General features: G+C 39.8%; 14 protein-coding genes. All 14 read right to left on the bottom strand.

Annotation, left to right across the window (positions count from 1 at the left end):
* Nucleotides 1-39 precede the first annotated feature (39 nt).
* Nucleotides 40-1,590 carry a citrate lyase subunit alpha gene (citF, locus tag EO112_RS03335; RefSeq protein WP_127162905.1) on the bottom strand — a complete coding sequence of 517 codons (1,551 nt, stop codon included), beginning with the start codon at nucleotides 1,588-1,590 and terminating at the stop codon, nucleotides 40-42.
* Nucleotides 1,580-2,512, bottom strand: a complete 933-nt coding sequence (locus tag EO112_RS03340) for a CoA ester lyase (RefSeq protein WP_009352816.1) — start codon at nucleotides 2,510-2,512, stop codon at nucleotides 1,580-1,582. Before EO112_RS03340 ends, citF begins: the two co-directional genes overlap by 11 nt.
* Nucleotides 2,512-2,781, bottom strand: a complete 270-nt coding sequence (locus tag EO112_RS03345) for a citrate lyase ACP (protein ID WP_009352869.1) — start codon at nucleotides 2,779-2,781, stop codon at nucleotides 2,512-2,514. Before EO112_RS03345 ends, EO112_RS03340 begins: the two co-directional genes overlap by 1 nt.
* 95 nt (nucleotides 2,782-2,876) lie before the next feature.
* On the bottom strand, nucleotides 2,877-4,298 hold the full coding sequence (locus EO112_RS03350; RefSeq protein WP_009352992.1) for an anion permease: 1,422 nt from the start codon (nucleotides 4,296-4,298) through the stop codon (nucleotides 2,877-2,879).
* A 714-nt stretch (nucleotides 4,299-5,012) separates the two neighbouring features.
* Nucleotides 5,013-5,915 (bottom strand): LysR family transcriptional regulator, encoded by a 903-nt coding sequence (locus tag EO112_RS03355; protein WP_009352904.1) that lies wholly within the window; start codon nucleotides 5,913-5,915, stop codon nucleotides 5,013-5,015.
* A gap of 124 nt (nucleotides 5,916-6,039) precedes the next feature.
* The gene (locus EO112_RS03360) at nucleotides 6,040-6,738 is read right to left on the bottom strand and encodes a Bax inhibitor-1/YccA family protein (protein WP_009353001.1); all 699 of its coding nucleotides are present in this window, start codon (nucleotides 6,736-6,738) and stop codon (nucleotides 6,040-6,042) included.
* A gap of 9 nt (nucleotides 6,739-6,747) precedes the next feature.
* Nucleotides 6,748-8,484 (bottom strand): pyruvate kinase, encoded by a 1,737-nt coding sequence (gene pyk, locus EO112_RS03365; RefSeq protein WP_127162907.1) that lies wholly within the window; start codon nucleotides 8,482-8,484, stop codon nucleotides 6,748-6,750.
* Between the two features lie 10 nt (nucleotides 8,485-8,494).
* On the bottom strand, nucleotides 8,495-11,902 hold the full coding sequence (locus tag EO112_RS03370) for a DNA polymerase III subunit alpha (RefSeq protein WP_009352982.1): 3,408 nt from the start codon (nucleotides 11,900-11,902) through the stop codon (nucleotides 8,495-8,497).
* A gap of 165 nt (nucleotides 11,903-12,067) precedes the next feature.
* Nucleotides 12,068-12,679: a L(+)-tartrate dehydratase subunit beta gene (gene ttdB / locus EO112_RS03375; RefSeq protein WP_009352944.1), complete on the bottom strand. Its 612-nt coding sequence runs from the start codon at nucleotides 12,677-12,679 to the stop codon at nucleotides 12,068-12,070.
* Nucleotides 12,679-13,578: a L(+)-tartrate dehydratase subunit alpha gene (gene ttdA, locus EO112_RS03380; protein ID WP_009352839.1), complete on the bottom strand. Its 900-nt coding sequence runs from the start codon at nucleotides 13,576-13,578 to the stop codon at nucleotides 12,679-12,681. Before ttdA ends, ttdB begins: the two co-directional genes overlap by 1 nt.
* Before the next feature lie 14 nt (nucleotides 13,579-13,592).
* The gene (locus tag EO112_RS03385; RefSeq protein ID WP_009352853.1) at nucleotides 13,593-14,861 is read right to left on the bottom strand and encodes an SLC13 family permease; all 1,269 of its coding nucleotides are present in this window, start codon (nucleotides 14,859-14,861) and stop codon (nucleotides 13,593-13,595) included.
* 283 nt (nucleotides 14,862-15,144) lie between these two features.
* Nucleotides 15,145-16,191 carry an AraC family transcriptional regulator gene (locus tag EO112_RS03390; protein ID WP_127162909.1) on the bottom strand — a complete coding sequence of 349 codons (1,047 nt, stop codon included), beginning with the start codon at nucleotides 16,189-16,191 and terminating at the stop codon, nucleotides 15,145-15,147.
* Nucleotides 16,192-16,234: 43 nt separating this feature from the next.
* Nucleotides 16,235-17,098: a M48 family metallopeptidase gene (locus EO112_RS03395; RefSeq protein ID WP_009352884.1), complete on the bottom strand. Its 864-nt coding sequence runs from the start codon at nucleotides 17,096-17,098 to the stop codon at nucleotides 16,235-16,237.
* Nucleotides 17,099-17,257: 159 nt separating this feature from the next.
* A complete protein-coding gene (gene typA, locus EO112_RS03400; RefSeq protein WP_009352910.1) occupies nucleotides 17,258-19,069 on the bottom strand; it encodes a translational GTPase TypA in 1,812 nt (603 codons plus the stop codon).
* Between the last annotated feature and the right edge of the window lie 11 nt (nucleotides 19,070-19,080).

The raw sequence follows: 19,080 nt of genomic DNA on the forward strand, positions 1-19,080 counted from the left end.
CTCGTTGAGTTCAATCCTTTTGTATTTGATAGTATGTAATTATAGTAATGGTTTACGTACTACGTCGATGATAGATCCATCACGATATTCGATGATGGCTACCACATCTTTAGGATCTTGAGATACTTCAATACCTTCTGGTTTACCAACCATGTCGTACGCCATTTGTTGTAACTCTTCAATTGTGTAAATTGGCAAGTTAGAATCTTTGAAACGTTCAATCAAATCTTGACGATTTGGATTGATCGCGATACCACGTTCTGTTACCAAAACGTCGATACTTTCACCTGGAGTGATAACTGTTTCCACGCGTTCACGAATCATAGGCAAGCGACCACGAATCAATGGACATGTAATAACAGTTACTTTTGCGCCTGCTGCTGTATCAGAGTGACCACCGGATGCACCCATCAAGATACCGTTGGAGTCAGTCATACAGTTTACATTGAAATCTGTATCGATTTCTGTAGCGCCCAAGAATACTACATCTAAGTAGTTTGTCATGCAGTCTGTTGTAGGGTCTGCGTACATGGATGCGCTCATTTCGATATGATTTGAATTTGTATCCAAAGATGCCGCTGCTGTAGTATCGAAAGTTTGTGTATCGTAGATGGCTTTAATGTGACCTTTTTCAAGCATGCTGACTAGTACGCCTGTAGCACCGCCAACACCGAATCCACCAACAACGCCTTTTTTCTCTAATTTTTCACCGATGAATTTAGCTACTGCTAATGGAGCTCCGCCAGCGCCCAATTGGAAAGAGAAACCTTCTTGGATAATACCAGCTTCATCAAGGAATTCTGCGGCCATTTCCGCAATTTTAATTTGTACAGGATTTTTTGTGATTCCCACAGCACCAGATGCGATACCTTCTGGATCACCGATAGCCTCTACTTCTACGATGTAATCTACATCTGTTTGAGGGATGGAGATTGGGTATACATTGTCGATTAAGTTATCTGTTAATAATACAGTTTGGTCTGCATAGTGAGAGTCAACCATAGCATAACCCAACGCACCGCAAGCGGATTTACCTTTACGGCCTGTAGCATTACCACGACGATCACAAGCAGGTACGCCCATGAAAGCTACGTCAATATGAGCTTCCCCAGTGCAAACGGCACGAGCACGTCCACCATGGGAACGAATTACTACTGGGCGTTTTAATACGCCTGGGTTCAAGCTTAAGAATTTGCCCAATGCATCACGAAGACCAGATGTTTCGATGGCTGTTACTGTACCATCTTTAATCATATCGATTAAGAATTCATGGCAAGGTGCTAAGGAAGAATTAAGGATTGTAATATCTTTGATTCCTTTTGCTTGTATACGATCCATCACAAGTTGCATTACATAGTCACCATTACGTAAATGATGGTGGAAGGAAATAGACATGCCATCTTTCAGACCTACTTTTTCAATAGCTTCATCGATAGAGCCTAGCAATTTATCTTCACCTGGAGTGTGAAGTTTCACTGGTTTACCTGCACGAACTGCAGTTTCTGTCATTGCAAATTGTCCTTCATAGAGACGACGTCCTTGAAGGCATTCTAATTCCATAGGAATATCGCGACCAATTTTATTTAACATCGATTTCTGCTCCTTCCTCAAGTTCTACTTTGATACCTGCTGCACGGGCTTTATCTACCACGCGTTGTGCACGTACTACGATAGGACCGTCGATCATTTTACCATCTACGGCGATAACGCCTTTATTGTTGCGAAGTGCTTCTGCATAGGAGTTCAACACTTTTACAGAATGAGCAATTTCTTTTTCATCTGGAGTGAACACTTCATGGATAATTTTAATTTGGCTTGGGTGAATACAAGATTTTCCATCATAACCAAGAGCTTTAATGAATTCTACTTCTTCACGGAAGCCTTGTGGATCTTTCACATCGGAGAATACTGTATCAAGCACACGGATACCTGCTTCACGAGCTGCATGAAGGATGGTTTGACGAGCAAATAACAATTCATGAGCTGGTTTATGTTTGCCTGTACGAAGGTCAGCACGGTAATCTTCCGCACCAAGAGCAATCGCTACTACACGAGGACCTTGTGCAATTTCACGCACATTGTATAGACCTTTAACGGATTCAATAGCAACGATAATATTGATAGTACCTTCTTCCCAACCGTTCGCTTTTTCTACTTCTTCAATTTTCTTAGCAACGATTTCTACTTCAGATACATCTTCTGTTTTTGGAAGACGAATCAAGTCAGGTTTTGCTGGTACAATCACATCAAGGTCAGCATAACCATATGGAGTTTGTGTAGGATGGTTGATACGAACCACTGTTTCGCCTTTGAATTTTAAAGTTTTCAAAGCTTCTGCTGTCAATAAACGAGCTGTATCTTTTTCAGTGACTGCTACAGAGTCTTCAATATCAAACATGATGGAGTCTGCACCGTGGATATCAGCACTGTTAATCATTTTAGGCGTGTTACCTGGTACGAACATCATGGAACGAGATAAACGTTTTTTTGCTAATTCAGTTAATTGGCTCATTATGCTTCGCTCCCTCTTTCTAATGCACCCAATACACGGGCTTTAATAGTATAATCCCAAGCTGCTTTATCGATAGCTGTTACTTTCACGCCATCGAAGCCTGCTTCTTTTACAGTGGCTTCAATGAAAGCACGAATATGCTTACCATAAGCACGCTCAACTTTTGATTTTAATTCTACTTCGATACCAGATGCAATTGGTTCAACCGTTACCAATACATCATTTTTTTCATCAAAGCCAGCCATAGCTGCTTTCACTAGATGTTTCATAGCAAATCCTTTCTATTACATCAAAATATAGCATAAAAGTCAGGTTCTACAGAGGTATTTCCCCTGTAGACTCTGACTATACAAATTACCTTGTCCTATAGGATGCCTAGCATACCCCACCATGGATAGCCTACTACGAATGTAAGGGTTAAGCACAATACAGCGATAATACCGCCAGTAATCCACCAATCTTTTACATCATTGTAACCTGCGCCAAATACGATTGGTGCTGCTGCTCCGCCGTAGTGTGTTAATGCACCACCATAAGAGTTAGATGCACAAAGCACTAATGCTAATGCCATAGGATTTACACCTGCTGCTGGGCCTACTGCCAAGAATACAGGTAGCATTGCTACTACATAAGCAGATCCAGATGCAAATAAGTAACGAATTGCTACGGAAATAATACCGATAATAACAAGTGCTACAAATCCATTATCTCCGAAGTGAAGATGTGTTTGCATTACATCTGCTAACCATTCGAAGAATTTTGCTTTAGATAACGCATCAGATAAACCGATGATACCACCGAACCACATCAATGTGTTCCAGCCACCTTTATTGGCAACCATATCATCCCATTTAATCGCGCCTAAGCAGAAGCTAGCAACCATAGCTACAATAGCTACTGCAGTAGCATCAATTTTAAATTTAATACCAAATGCTGCTAAGATAGAAGGCAATGCCCAGCCTACTAATGCAAAGATGAAAATACCAACTAATGTTTTTTCAGCACTAGTCATAGGTCCTAATTCTGCTAAGCCTTCTGCTGCAATTTTCTTATTGTCAACTGTAGTCAACGTTGGTTTGTTTAATAAGTATGTTACATATGGAACTACTAATAACATTACTATGCCTGGTACTGACATAGCCAATGCCCATAAGCCCCAATCTAAATGTACACCTAACATTTTTGCCATGAAGTCACCTGCTAGTGCATTTGGTGCCATCGCTGTTAGGAACATTAAGGATGTAACTTTTGTTACCATGTACGTATTAACCATTAAGAAACGACCAGCTTTGTTCGCTGTTTCACCAGGTTCAGAGCCCAAGGATTTCGCTACGGAGTTCATGATTGGGAATACGATACCACCACAACGAGCAGTGTTAGATGGTGTAGCTGGGGAAATGATTCCGTCTAATAAAGCCGTTACATAGCCTAAACGAAGTACTGTACCACCAAATGCATTGATTAGATGATACGCAATACGACGGCCTAAACCAGTCTTTACAAATGCTACAGATAAAGCAAATGCAGAGAATACCAACCATGCTGTTGTTGTAGCATAACCAGAAAGAACTGCTTTTGTGTTACCTAAAAATAATGCAGAACCTGCGATAGCGGATAATACTACTACAGGAGCTGGAAATGGCTTCAAAATTAAGCCTACGATAGCTGCTAAATAGAAACCAAATAGTTTCCAAGCACCATCTGCTAATCCTTCTGGAGCTGGGCTATACCAGATCACGATTGGGATTAACAACATAATCAAAGCATTGATTACTTTTTTGTTCATCTTGTGTCTCCTTACTACATAAGATATAAATACATTGCCTATGTTGCTTGCACTCATACTTTCTATAAACGTGAAACTTAATATATATATAAATGAATGTATATAAGGGCGGTTCACCACTTACTAGAATACTAGAACGTGCAAATGTCTAGGTCTTTTTACGCTCTCATTATATCCAATCATTTCAGAAGGTAAAAATAAAAATCCTTTATAAGGCTTATAAAAATTTTATTATCATCAAAAAGCCTTCATGTATGCATTTAGAGAATACATTATAAACATAGGTATCATGCGGTTTTTATGTTATTCCTACTAAATTGTTCCTATTTTCATGATATATATCTATAATAATTGCTACTTTCATATACATTAACAGTCTGTTAATAGTATTCTAAACTAATCAAATATTAGCATTAGCAAAATCTATACATTGTAAAAGCTCAAGCATAGTAATATACAAAAGTACCAACTACAATGAAAACCACATACAAAAAGAACGCAACTCAATTAGCTGCGCTCTTTATATGTAATACTTTATACGCTTTATCAACTATGAGGCCTTGTTCGGCCAGACATGTAACCCTATCTATATACGTAGTCAGGGACGTATTTTTTGCTGACCAAATATATACAAATCCCTTTAGGTTGTATACTTATATCTATGGACAAAAATACCTGACAGTTGTAAATCCTTACCACACGCACATCAGCCTCTTAGCTTGTATATCCCGGTAATGTAACGATTTGATGATTTTCGTAATACTCTGTTACATAATCAATGAAAGTTTTCACTGCAATGAGCTTTGTACTTACTTCATCATGGAACAAATAGGTAGAACGTACCAATGGACGATTATCTTTCATCCGCAAAGGTTCTACATAAATACCATGTTCACGGCAACTACCAAGTCCTAAATATGGTAAAATAGCCCAACCTAATCCTTCTCGCACAAAGTGACGACAAGTCACCATAGAATCCAGTTCCATGGCTGGTCTCACATCCCCTACGCTATGTTCTTTCTTCCAATTTTCTACCACTGTCGCAATGGATCCATCCGTGCGATAGTTAAGCATCGGAATATCTCGTAATTCCTTGTAATCTACAGGATGTTTATAGACTAAACAATAGGGTTCATCAAAAAGACGCACACCATTCGGCACATGATTATATTCACCACGGGCAAAGGCAATCATCACCTCTCCAGAATTAAACATTTTATTCACATGGGAGCTATACCCTGTCTTTACCTCAATACGAATCTTAGGATACTGTTTTGTGAAATTATTGAGTAAATGAGGCAACTCATAGTCCGCAAAATTAATGGATGCAGCAATTTTTAAGGTACCTTGTATTTTTCCCGTCACCTTTCCAATATTTTGTCGCAATTCCTCCCGGGATCGAATCATACGTCGGCAATAATCGTAATACAACTCGCCTTCTGCAGTTAACGCAATGCCATCATTAGCACGAATTAATAAGGGCCGCCCTAAAATATCTTCTACTTGCTTTAATCGATAGCTTAATGCAGGTTGTGAAAGAAATAATTTTTCTGCTGCTTTCGTAATATTGCCTTCTTCCACCACTGTGACGAAGGTTTGCCATTCTTTTGCTTCCATATACAACCTCCTTACTTGTGTTAATCTATTATATATTATCTCATATATCGAAAGATTTGCATACTAAAAGGGAGAGCTTATAGCTCCCCCTTTTATAAATGTGCTCTCACAAATTAACGATACGTTACCGACGACCGAAAACGCGAAGTAAGTTGATGAAAATATTGATAAAATCTAGATATAAACCTAAAGCACCAATCAATTCAACTCGTTCCAGAACACTTTCATCTTCATAAGCTACTTCCATTATGGTCCGTTTAATGCGATATACATCATACATGGTAAATAAGGAAAAAATCCCTACGGCTATATAGCTGTATACTAATAATCCAAAGTCACTAGCACCGAAGAACATCATAATCAAACTAGCAATGAGTAGCGCAATCACTGCACCCATTAAAAATGTGCCTAATCCAGACAAATCTTTTTTTACCACTACTCCTAAAAAGGCAAAACTGCCAAATACTGCTACAGCCCCTGTTAAAGCATATACTACCACCTCAAAGGAATAGTGTAACGCGATAGCGGTCAAGGTCAATCCATTCATAATGGAATAGAGGAAAAACATGGCTTTCAAAAATGTGTTAGACGCCGTGTATTGACGGAAGGAAAATAAAAACACTACCCCCACTTCGGCTAACAAAATGATATTAAAGTTGGAATGGGCAAAGCGTAACCAACTGGGGTTCGTCAACGCCATAAATCCGATGATGGCTGTAGTCAATAAGCCCCACACCATCCAAAGCATAGAATTGCGCAATTTACGATTTACAATTTCTTCTACTACCACTGTATCTGCTTGTGTAGGAATATGATACTCCATAGTTACCTCCTATCTTGCGTTTGCAATACCTTCATAGACATTACCACGAATACCATCGACTGTTACTACTTGACCATTTGTCAATTGCGATTGCTCATGAGCACCTAAAATAACAGGAATACCAAATTGAATGCCTGCAATAGCTGCTGTCGATGTGTATCCTTCTTCTGCGGTAATAATAGCGCCAGCTCGTTTTGCTAGTTCCATATATTCTGGTTCTAAATCACGAACTACTAGAATACTTCCATCTGTCATAGGCTCTGTAGAATCAGCGTGATGGATTGGTCCCGTTACAGATAGTTTACCAACTCCACGACCTTTGATCAATACATTACCAGTGACATGAACACGAATCATATTAGTTGTACCAGATAAGCCAGATGGCACACCAGCAGTAACAACTACTAAATCACCAGATTGAATCAATCCTTCTCCTAAGGCGGCACTCATAGCGCAGTGTACCATTTCATCTGAATTGGAGTGGGATGGTCCTTGAATCGGTGTCACCCCCCAGTATAACTGCATACGACGTACAGCGTGTTCATGTGGTGTTACTGCAATAATTTGACAGTTTGGACGATGACGAGAAATACTCATGGCTGTAATACCCGATTCAGTACAAGTAATGATCGCACTAGCTCCCAAAGAACGTCCTACTTCAACAGTAGCAGAACAAATAGCATCTGTCGTTTTTGCTTCTTCTAACGGTACTGTATGATTACTATTCACATATAAATCAGATGTTTCTGTTACTTTTGCAATACGAGCCATAGTTGTGACCGCTTCCAATGGGTAGTCCCCCCCTGCAGTTTCCCCAGATAACATGACCGCATCAGTACCATCTAATATGGCATTCGCAACGTCACTAGCTTCTGCTCTTGTAGGTCTTGGATTGGTTACCATGGACTCTAACATCTGGGTCGCTGTAATAACAGGCTTGGAGGCGGCATTACATTTTTGAATCATCATTTTTTGCAATACAGGCACTTCTTCGGCTGGAATCTCTACACCCAAGTCACCACGAGCCACCATTAATCCATCAGACACTTCTAAAATATCATCTAAATTATTAAGACCTTCTTCATTTTCGATTTTAGAAATGATGCGAATATCTGCCCCTTTGGATTCCAAAATACGACGAATGGCCACTACATCGCTAGCCCGTTGCATGAAAGAAGCTGCTACATAGTCCACACCCATTTCACAACCAAATACCAAATCTTTTTCATCTTGTTCCGACACTGGCGGCAAGGATAAGGATACTCCTGGTACAGCCACTCGTTTGCGATTGCTCATCATACCCGTGTTCATAACAGTCGTATGAATCTCCGTGCCCTCGATAGAATCAATACGCAATGTCACTAATCCATCAGATAAGAGAATTTGTTTTGCCTCTTTCACATCTTCTGGCAATCCCGCATGATTCACGGAGCAAATCTCCTTCGTTCCTTCCACATCTCTTGTAGTCAACGTAAAAGCTTGTCCTTCTTCTAAACACACTTTGCCTTCTTTGAATAAGCCAAGGCGAATTTCAGGGCCTTTTGTATCTAGCATTAATGCCACTGGAATACCTGTTCTAGTAGAGGCTAAGCGAACGAGCTCCATACGCTTTGCTTGCTCTTCATGAGAACCATGAGAGAAGTTAAAACGTGCCACATTCATACCTGCTCGCAATAAGGATTCTACCATTTCTAAACTATCTGTACTAGGTCCCATGGTACAAACAATCTTTGTTTTTTTATTCATTTCTATCTCCTTATAGTAACTCTACTGCATTGGCCCCTAGTAAGGCTTGCACACGCCCAATAGATTCTTTTGATGGGGTGAAATAAAAACTACGGTTCACCGCTAAGCTGCGTTTTTGACGTTGCAAGAATAGAGTAACTGGTGTATCTCCTTGTAATTCTTGTAACAGCTTTTGTAATTGTTGACTCACTTGCGGTGTATCATGAGCTGTATCAATATGAATACGTATCTGTCGTACTTTATCATATTCTACTTTCAATAACTGTATGGAACTAGCAATGCATTGCACACCTTTTTCATCCGCATCAATGCGTCCCTCGATAGCTACCACACCATCTCGTTGCAATAGCATATGACTTTTTTGATACCCTTGTGGGAATACTACTACTTGTACGGTGCCTGTGAAATCTTCCAAGGTTAAGGTGCACATTTTTTCCTGTCTTGCCTTCGTTAATCGATCCACTTTTTCCGTAATCAATCCACCAATGGTAACAGTTTTTCCATCAAAATCCTCTGGATTTTCTGCTAATCTCCCTAATTGAAATAGTCCTTCCAATTCATCACGATAGGCATCTAAAGGATGCCCCGTAATATAAAAGCCTGTATATTCCTTTTCATCTTTCAGCTTTAGTTCTTTAGGCAAGTCTGGCAAGTCTGGAACATGGATACTCTCCATTTCCTCAACCTCCGCAAAGAGGCTCACCGCTCCTAAAGCATTATTTTTTTGCCCTTTAGAACCAATCCCTTGGGCTTGTTCATAAATCTGTAACAGCTGATTTCGATTTTCTTTGAAAGAATCCATAGCCCCACATCGGATTAAACTTTCCAACAAACGCTTATTGACCACGCGGTATGGTATACGTTCGCAGAAATCAACAATGGATGTAAATTGCCCATTTGTCTTACGTTCTGCTAGTAATTCTTCGATGGCATTATCACCTACATTTTTGATACCACCTAAACCAAAACGAATTTGTCCATTTTGTACGGTAAACATACGCTCTGAATGGTTGATATCTGGTCCTAATACAGCCACCTGTTTCGCTTTACACACATTGATATAATTCGTCATTTTATCCATATTACCCATAAAGCTTGTCATAGTAGCAGCCATAAACTCTGGGAAATAATGGGCTTTCAGATACGCCGTTTGATATGCAATGTAGGCATAAGCGGCAGAGTGGGATTTATTGAATCCATAACCTGCGAAATATAGCAAGAGATCAAATACTTCATTGGCTAGCTTCTCATCGATACCATTGTTCACAGAACCAGATACAAAGGAATCTCGTTGTGCTTTTAGTACAGATTCCTTTTTCTTACCCATGGCACGGCGCATTAAGTCCGCCTGCCCCAAGGAGAATCCCCCCATAGCAGAGGCAATCTGCATAACTTGTTCTTGGTATAGGATAACCCCAAATGTATCCTCTAAAATAGGCTCTAATATAGGATGTAAATAGGTCACTTCTTTTTCTTTATGACGACGCTTGATAAAATCTTCTACCATGCCCGATCCCAACGGTCCTGGACGATAGAGGGCCACTAAAGGAATTAAATCTTCAAAATGTTCTGGCTTCAAATCCATTACTAATTTTGTAATCCCTTCCGATTCTAACTGGAAGACCCCTGCTGTTTCCCCTTTACATAAGATTTCACAAGATGCCTTGTCATCTAACGGGATGGCATCCAAGTCTAGCTCAACACCATGATTTTCCTTAATGAGGCGTAGTGCCTCACCCATCACTGTCAACGTACGAAGTCCCAAAAAGTCCATCTTCAATAGGCCTAGTTCTTCGATATTATCTTTATCATATTGCGTGACAAATCCATCTTCATTGGAGTTTTGCACCGGCACATACTCATCTAATGGTGCTGCTGAAATTACGACCCCCGCCGCATGAGTAGAAGAATTACGAGCAATCCCTTCCAATCGTAAACAAAGGTCAAATAGTTCTTTTACCGATGCATCACTTTCATATAGATCTTTGAGTTCTTTTACCTCTAAAGATTTTTTCAAAGTGATACCTAGCTCATTGGGAATCATTTTTGCTAACCGATTCACCTCTGGTAAAGGCATATCTAGCACGCGACCTACATCACGAATAACAGCACGAGCCGCTTCAGTACCAAAGGTAATGATTTGCGCTACTCGTTCTTGTCCATATTTTTCTGTCACATATTCGATGACCTTATTGCGAGTTTCATAGCAGAAGTCGATATCGATATCGGGCATGCTCACCCGCTCTGGATTTAAGAACCGTTCAAAGAGCAAATCATATTTAATAGGATCTAAACCTGTAATCCCTAATAAGTAGGCTACCACTGACCCTGCGGCACTACCACGACCCGGGCCTACTAGTACCCCATGTTCACGAGCATATTTAACATAGTCCCAAACGATGAGGAAATAATCTTCAAAACCCATGCGACTAATAACACCTAACTCATAATCTAGCCGCTCTTGTAATACCGGTGTTACCTCTGGATAGAATTGAGGAATATAGGACTCACACACTTTACGCAAGTAAGAATGTGCTGTTTCCCCTTCTGGTACATCAAATTTTGGCAAATGGTGGGCATCAAAATTGAACTCTACATGGCAACGTTCCGCAATCTTCAACGTATTATCCAAAGCTTCTGGAATATGACCAAAGAGTTCTTCCATTTCATCGCCGCTTTTCATATAAAACTCATTACTGAAAAACTTCATGCGATCTACATCATTCCGCCTTGCACCCGTAGAAATACATACCTTAATATCATGAGCTTCCGCATCGTCTGCATAGACATAGTGAAAGTCATTAGAACATACAAGTCCCACACCATATTGCTCCGCCATATCTACCAATACATCTTGAACCCGTAATTCCTTAGGGTCTCCATGGTTCTGAATCTCTAAGAAAAAGTTCTCTTTTCCATAGGTCTCAAGATACCATTCTAAAGCACGATGAGCGCCCTCAATGTTGTCCTGTAATATTAGTTGCGGAATTTCTCCTGCAATACAAGCACTCAAAGCAATAATTCCTTTATTGTAGGTAGATAGCAAATCTCGATCAGCACGCGGCTTGCGGTAGAACCCTTCTGTAGAGGATTTAGATACAATTTTTACAATATTTTCGTATCCTTCCATGGTTTCTGCTAAGAGAATTAAATGCTTTAATCGTTCATAGGTCTTACCTTCAGGGCGGTCAAAACGACTGCCTTCGGTCACATACACTTCGCATCCTAAGATGGGTTTGATACCTTGTGCTATGGCCTCTTTATAAAAATATATGGCTCCATACATATTACCATGGTCCGTTAACGCTAGGGCAGACATATTGAGTTCTTTCGCACGACTCACCATTTGTGGCAATCGGCTAATGCCATCAATGAGGCTATATTCACTATGACTATGCAGATGTACAAATGGTCTCATGGGCCCTCCTTACTAACGTAACGCGATATGCTTTCATTCCCTTTATTATATCATAATTTGCATATTTCAGTGTACCGTGAAAGCGTTTGTCATCTATCAATCCATGGATGCTTACAAAATAAAAATGCCTATGTAATCTGTATAACAAACTACATAGGCTTTGCATTATTTAATAAACTTTACTTCTTGGTAGATAGATTCTAATACTTCTTCTTTTTTCGCATTATACTCTACTTTTTTCTGTTCAAACCAGTTATTACCTTCTGTATCAATGGATACAATTAAAGGACCAAACTCTTTCACACGACATGTCCAAAGCGTTTCTGGCATACCTAGCTCTCGCCAGTTAGCGCTTTCAATTTCTTCCACTTCTGTAGCCGCTAGTACAGCATTGCCCGCAGGAAATACTAGATGCAAGGCTCCAAATTCTTTACAAGCACGTTCTGTATTCGGTCCCATACCACCTTTACCAACAATAAGGCGTACACCTGTCTCTTTCACAAAATCGTACTCAAACTTTTCCATACGCATACTTGTGGTAGGTCCTACAGACACCATTTCAAATGTGTCATCTCCTAGATCTCGGACGATAGGACCCGCATGCAAAATGGCGCCATCCCGTACATCCACAGGCAATTCACGGCCTAATTCAATCAACCGACGATGCGCTACGTCACGACAGGTCGTAATATGACCTGTTAAATAAATGATGTCCCCTGCTTTAATACCTTCTAAATCTTTCCGCTGAATCGGCGTTGTTAATACTTTCTTTTCCATTAATATGTCACCCCACTATGCGATAGAATTGTACATTGTCCATCTTTATCAAATACCATATGGCCTCTGCGGTGATTCCAACATCCCACATTAACTGCAACAGAAATAACCGATGGATGACGAGCCCCATGCTCAATATTGACGCCTAGCAAGCACTTATCTCCACCCATACCTTGTGGGCCAATATGCAAGGAATTAATCCCATCTTCTAGCAATTGTTCCATTTTTGCTGCTCGTTCATTAGGTGCCACGGAACTCACGGGTCTCATTAACGCTTTTTTTGAAAGTAACGCCGCTGTATCAATAGACGTAGCCACACCTACACCAATTAACAATGGTGGACACGCATTTAATCCGTAGGATGTCATCAAATCTAAGACAAACTTTGCTACTCCTTCATAGCCTTCTCCAGGCATCAATGTTTTACCGCTACCTGGCAAGGAACAACCACCACCTGCCATGTAAGGGAAAATTTCAACATCATCTCGATCTGGCACGATATCCCATAAAATATAAGGTGCTAAAGTACCAATGTTTTTTCCAGTATTATATTCATCAAATGTTTCTACACAATTATGTCGAAGCGGAGTTTCCTGTGTTGCTTGATACGTTGCATTTCTCAAGATACTTTCCAATTCACCAAGCAATGGATAATTAGCACCTACTTTCACCCAATATTGCAATACTCCTGTATCTTGGCAGGATGGGCGACTTAACTCTTTTGCTAACTTCATGTTTTCTTTCATAGTTGCATAAATTGTTTTCGCTAGCGGATTTCGTTCATCATTCGCTAATTCTGTAATTTTTTCTTGTACATCGTCAGGTAATACTTTAGCAACATGGCCTACAAAATCACTAACGATCTTTGTCATTCGTAACACTTGTTCTTCTTTATTCATACAAACCTCCTATATTATGGGTAAAAGGGAAAGAATATTGGCAAAATAATTAATGACACGATTGTCACTATCACAATGAGAGGAACCCCTACTTTCACGTAGTCCATAAAACTATATCCTCCAATGTTGTACACCATGGTATTGGCAGGCATACCAATTGGTGTTGCATATGCACAAGATGCACCGATAACAGTAGCCATCAATACCGCTTTGGGATCTGCTCCCATAGACTGTGCTAATTGCAAACCGATAGGCACCAACAGTGCTGTAGCTGCCGTATTAGACATAAAGTTTGTTAATACAGCGGATAAGATAAAAATCACTGCCATCACAATATATGGACTTGGATTGCTACCTAATAATCCCATAATCGTATTTGCTACTACAGAACCCGCACCTGTTTTCACAAGAGCTGTAGCAATAGATAAGGAACCAACGAACAAAAATATTGTTTTCATATCAATGGATTTTACCGCCTCTGTTTCAGTCACCACATTCGTAGCCACTGAAATAAGTGCCCCAATCCATGCAGATACATACAGTTTAACACCAATTTGAGTTTCAAAAATCATTGCTAAGATAGTACCTACCAATACCAATGTCGCCATCCATTGTTTCCATTTTGGTACATGGCTATAATCTTCCACTGTATCATAGGTAGAGTCTACAGCACGACTTGGTGTGTCTGGCAGTAATTTATATCCCAATAACAAGAAGTAAATAATACCTACTAACAAAATTGGTCCACCAATTAAAGCATAATCAAAGAATCCAAAGGATAAGCCAATTTTTTCTAATCCTGCTTGTGCGATCATATTTCCTGGGGCCCCAATTAAACTAAGATTACCACCCATAGCCGATGCCAATACTAAGGGGATTAAAAATTTTGATTGGTTAAATCCTGATTTTTGTGCAATTCCAATTGCAACAGGAATCAATACCGCTGCGGTTCCCGTATTAGACAAGAAGCCAGATAATAATCCTGTAATTAGCATGACTGCAACAATGAGCATTTTTTCAGTGCTAGCCATTTTTGTAACTACACTACCTACCACTTGTGCCACACCAGTTTCAAAGAATGCTGCACCCACGATAAACATAGCCATAAATAAAAGAACATTACCATCTACAAAGCCTGCAAAGGCCTCTTTAGGAGATAAAACTCCAGATAAGACTAGACCAACTGATACTAACATCGCCGTAATCGATAAAGGTATCTTCTCCCATACAAACATAACTATGGCAAACACTAAATAACATAACGTAATACTAACTGCATCCATTCCATTCCTCCTGAATCTCTAGTACCGTATTAATATATGCCCTCATTATAGCTATTTATACATCCTCCCTTCTATCCAATATTCATCATGATACTTTTCTATAAAATAGGCATATTTATCTATATTTTTGCAATTTTAAGTCCAATATATATAAAAAAATGCTATGTTATTACATGTAATAACATAGCATTTACCAGTATTAATTAAATTCAGCCTTATTTTATTATATAAAAATATATCCATATACTTAATATTATATATATGCAAGTAAAGTATACCTAGCTTATTCTAGGGTCTGCAATAGCTGCTGTAATTCTTCTTTAACCCGTTGAACCTTACTAACAAGGCTTTGTTTCGTATATTCATTTTCCTCATACTTCACATTTTCTCTAGTCAGGTAACTTCCATACATTGTTAATATCCCCTTAATTTCTGTATCATCAGAGCTAATATATTCTTTCCAATCTTCTAACACTGTATGACGCTCAATTCTCTTTGCCCGTTCACGATAGGCAGAAGGAGTTAGTTTAAAATGTTTTTTAAACGCACTATTAAAAGCTTTTACGTCAGGGAACCCACAATAACTTGCAATATGAATAACCATATCATCCGTATTTACTAATCGTATCGCTGCCTCACGCAATCGCATACGTGACACATATTCTAAAAAAGTAATCCCCAGCTGCCGTTTAAATAGTTGAGAGGTGTAGCTTTCAGTATATCCGCCTACATCAGCAATCGTTGCTAACTCAAGACGGTCGCGAAAATGTTCATCGATAAAATGAACCATCCGTTCAAAATTTTCTTCTTGATGCAATATCTTAGTGGATAATTGATTCTCGTATCGACTAGCCAGTATAATCTCATACACATCTGACAACACTGTATATATAACACCATCTACCTTCATGGTTTCTAGCGCACTAATGCTTATTTCTGCAGTATGATGATTCATAATATACGCTAACGATTGGCGAAGCTCTTTATACCTTTCAGCAATATTTATATCTTGTGTGGAGACTGACACAAATCGATACTTCATAAAATCCTGATCATACTGCAAAAACCATTGTGGTTCTACATGAAAGACGAGAGCAATCGTATCCTCTTCTAATGCCAATGTAGCATGCCCACATTGTGATGAATATAAAATCATGTCATCTCGTTGTAATGTATAGGCCTGCCCCTCTACACACACTTCTAAAGCTCCTTTTAATACCCATAATAACTCAATATGATTATGCCAATTATAATGATAGGTGGAAATACGATATATGTGACTTTTAACTTGTAATAACCCTCTATCAATAGTGTATCTAAAATATTTCATAGGAACCTCTTAATCTCTATAATTGTACATTACCTAACCCTGCTTATGTATAATATTCCTTCATCTCCGCTTTCACTTGCTCCCAATTTGGCAACACATCGCTCATAACCTTATAAAAGCGTGACGAATGGTTCGGCTCTATAAAATGGGCAAATTCATGGACCATCACATAGTGAGCAAACTCCGTAGGCCCTAATAGCAATCGAGTATTCATAGTGATAATTTCTTTTAAAGGCATACAAGATCCCCAACGGCTCGTCATGTACCGCAAGCGCAAGGTCGGTGTCGGCACTGTATACCCCGCTTGTTGAAACTCACTATACACTTGTTGTGCTAGTGTTTCCATGAAGTCCTGACCTATGGTTTTCCAAAAGCTAAGCCACATTCGTTCTACTTTGCTAGCATCCAAGGTCTCATGATTACTTGGGTAGCGTACCAACAATATGTCGTCTACCACCGTTACTGCATAGGTAGAGGCGTTCCCTCTCGACAGTTTTCTTTGTGATCGGCTTCCTTGTGCGCCCTTCCTTTTTGATAAACTACCTTTCAATGGAGAATCTGACGGAGTATCACTTAATTGACTATCCTGCGAAGATGTTTCCAAATAGGCAGATACTGTATGAGGCTGTTCTAATATGACTCGATACATCTTACCCATCACCATGATTTCTGTATCTACAGCAGGTACCATGGGATGACCGCCTCTGCTTTTTCGGTTTTGCAGTGCTTTTTCAACGAAAGCTCGATGACGACAGATGAAGGCTTCAATCAATCCTAGGGGAACACGAGGGGAGGCAGACACTCGTACTACGCCACTGGTGGTGACACGAAGATTCATGTTCTTCACGCGTTTTCTATGCAGTTCATAAGTAATGCTACCATCTGGCAGTGTGCGAAGTTCTTTCATCCTATCTCCTGTATCTCCTATATCATTACTAATGTATTACTTATATATCTATTATAGGCTTTCAGTCCTATAAAATACAACAAAATAGAGAAAGCCATGGTATCCCACTACTTTCTCTATTTCTATGTACATAGACTATTCCTAGTCTAGTATATGTAATTATTTTGCTGCTTTTGCTGCTTTCGCACGAGCAGAACGATCCAAAATAGCTTTACGCATACGGATGTTTTCTGGTGTTACTTCTACCAATTCGTCATCGTTGATCCACTCTAGAGCTTGTTCCAAACTGAAGATACGTGGAGGTGTTAAACGAACTGCCTCATCAGAGGAGCTAGAACGCATGTTAGTAACATGTTTCTTTTTGTTAGGGTTTACGTCCATGTCATTTTCACGAGCATTTTCGCCAATAACTTGACCCGTATATACTGGTACGTTAGCACCTAAGAATAAAGTACCACGGTCTTGTACAGAGTTCAAGCCATATGGTGTTGTTTCGCCGTCTTCGAAAGCTACCAAGGCACCGCGCGTACGGCCTGGGATATCTCCTTTGTATGGTGCATAGCCATGGAATACATGGTTCATGATACCATTACCTTTTGTAGCTGTTAAGAACTGCGCACGGAAACCAATCAAGCCACGAGCAGGGACTACGAATTCCATACGTAAGTAACCAGCTAATTCAACCATGTTGATTAACTCAGCTTTACGAACACCTAAGTTTTCCATAACGGCGCCCATAAATTCTTGTGGCACATCGATAGTTAAATGCTCCAATGGTTCACATTTTTGACCATTGATATCTTTGAAAATTACACGAGGTTTACCCACTTGCAATTCGTAACCTTCACGGCGCATAGTTTCGATCAATACTGCCAAATGCAATTCGCCACGGCCAGATACTTTGAAAGAGTCCGGAGAATCTGTTTCTTCTACACGCATGGATACGTTAGTTTCTACTTCTTTGAACAAACGGTCACGTAAATGACGACTTGTTACATAGTCACCTTCACGGCCTGCGAATGGAGAGTTATTAACGGAGAACATCATGGATAATGTTGGCTCATCGATAGAGATTGTTGGTAGTGCTTCTGGATTTTCTGCATCCGCTACAGTCTCACCGATATTGATGTCATCGATACCTACGAAAGCAATGATGTCGCCCATGCCTGCTTCATCAGTTTCTACACGATTTAAACCATTGTATGTGTACACACGACCGATTTTGCCTTTACGAGTGCTTTCACCATTCATTAACACCACTTGTTGATTAGTTTTCATGCGACCACGAACGATACGACCTACTGCAATTTTTCCTACGAAATCATCATAGTCAAGGGTAGTTACCATGAATTGCAATGGACCATCGATATCACCTTGTGGAGCAGGAATTTCTTTAATCAATACATCGAATAATGCAGTCATATCTGTGGAATCATCTTCCATGGATGCTTTCGCAATGCCATCACGAGCAGAGGCATACACCACTGGGAAGTCCAATTGATCATCGTCTGCTTCCAATTCCATGAATAATTCTAATACTTCATCTTCTACTTCATGAACGCGTTGGTCAGGACGGTCAATTTTGTTGATAACCACGATTGGTTTCAAACCTTGTTCCAAAGCTTTGCGCAATACGTATTTCGTTTGTGGCATTGGACCTTCAAAAGAGTCCACCAATAACAATACGCCATCAACCATGTTCAATACACGTTCTACTTCACCACCGAAGTCAGCATGGCCCGGTGTGTCCACGATGTTAATTTTTACATCGTTATGCATAACTGCTGTATTTTTGGAAAGGATCGTAATCCCTCTTTCACGTTCTAAGTCGTTAGAGTCCATTACACGCTCAGCAACTTTTTCATTATCACGGAAAATATGGCTTTGTTTAAGCAATGCGTCTACCAATGTTGTTTTACCATGGTCAACGTGGGCGATAATCGCCACATTGCGAAGATTTTCACGAATCATTCTATGCTCCT

Origin of the sequence: Veillonella sp. VA141, assembly GCF_003992175.1 — a bacterium.
Lineage (GTDB): Bacteria > Bacillota > Negativicutes > Veillonellales > Veillonellaceae > F0422.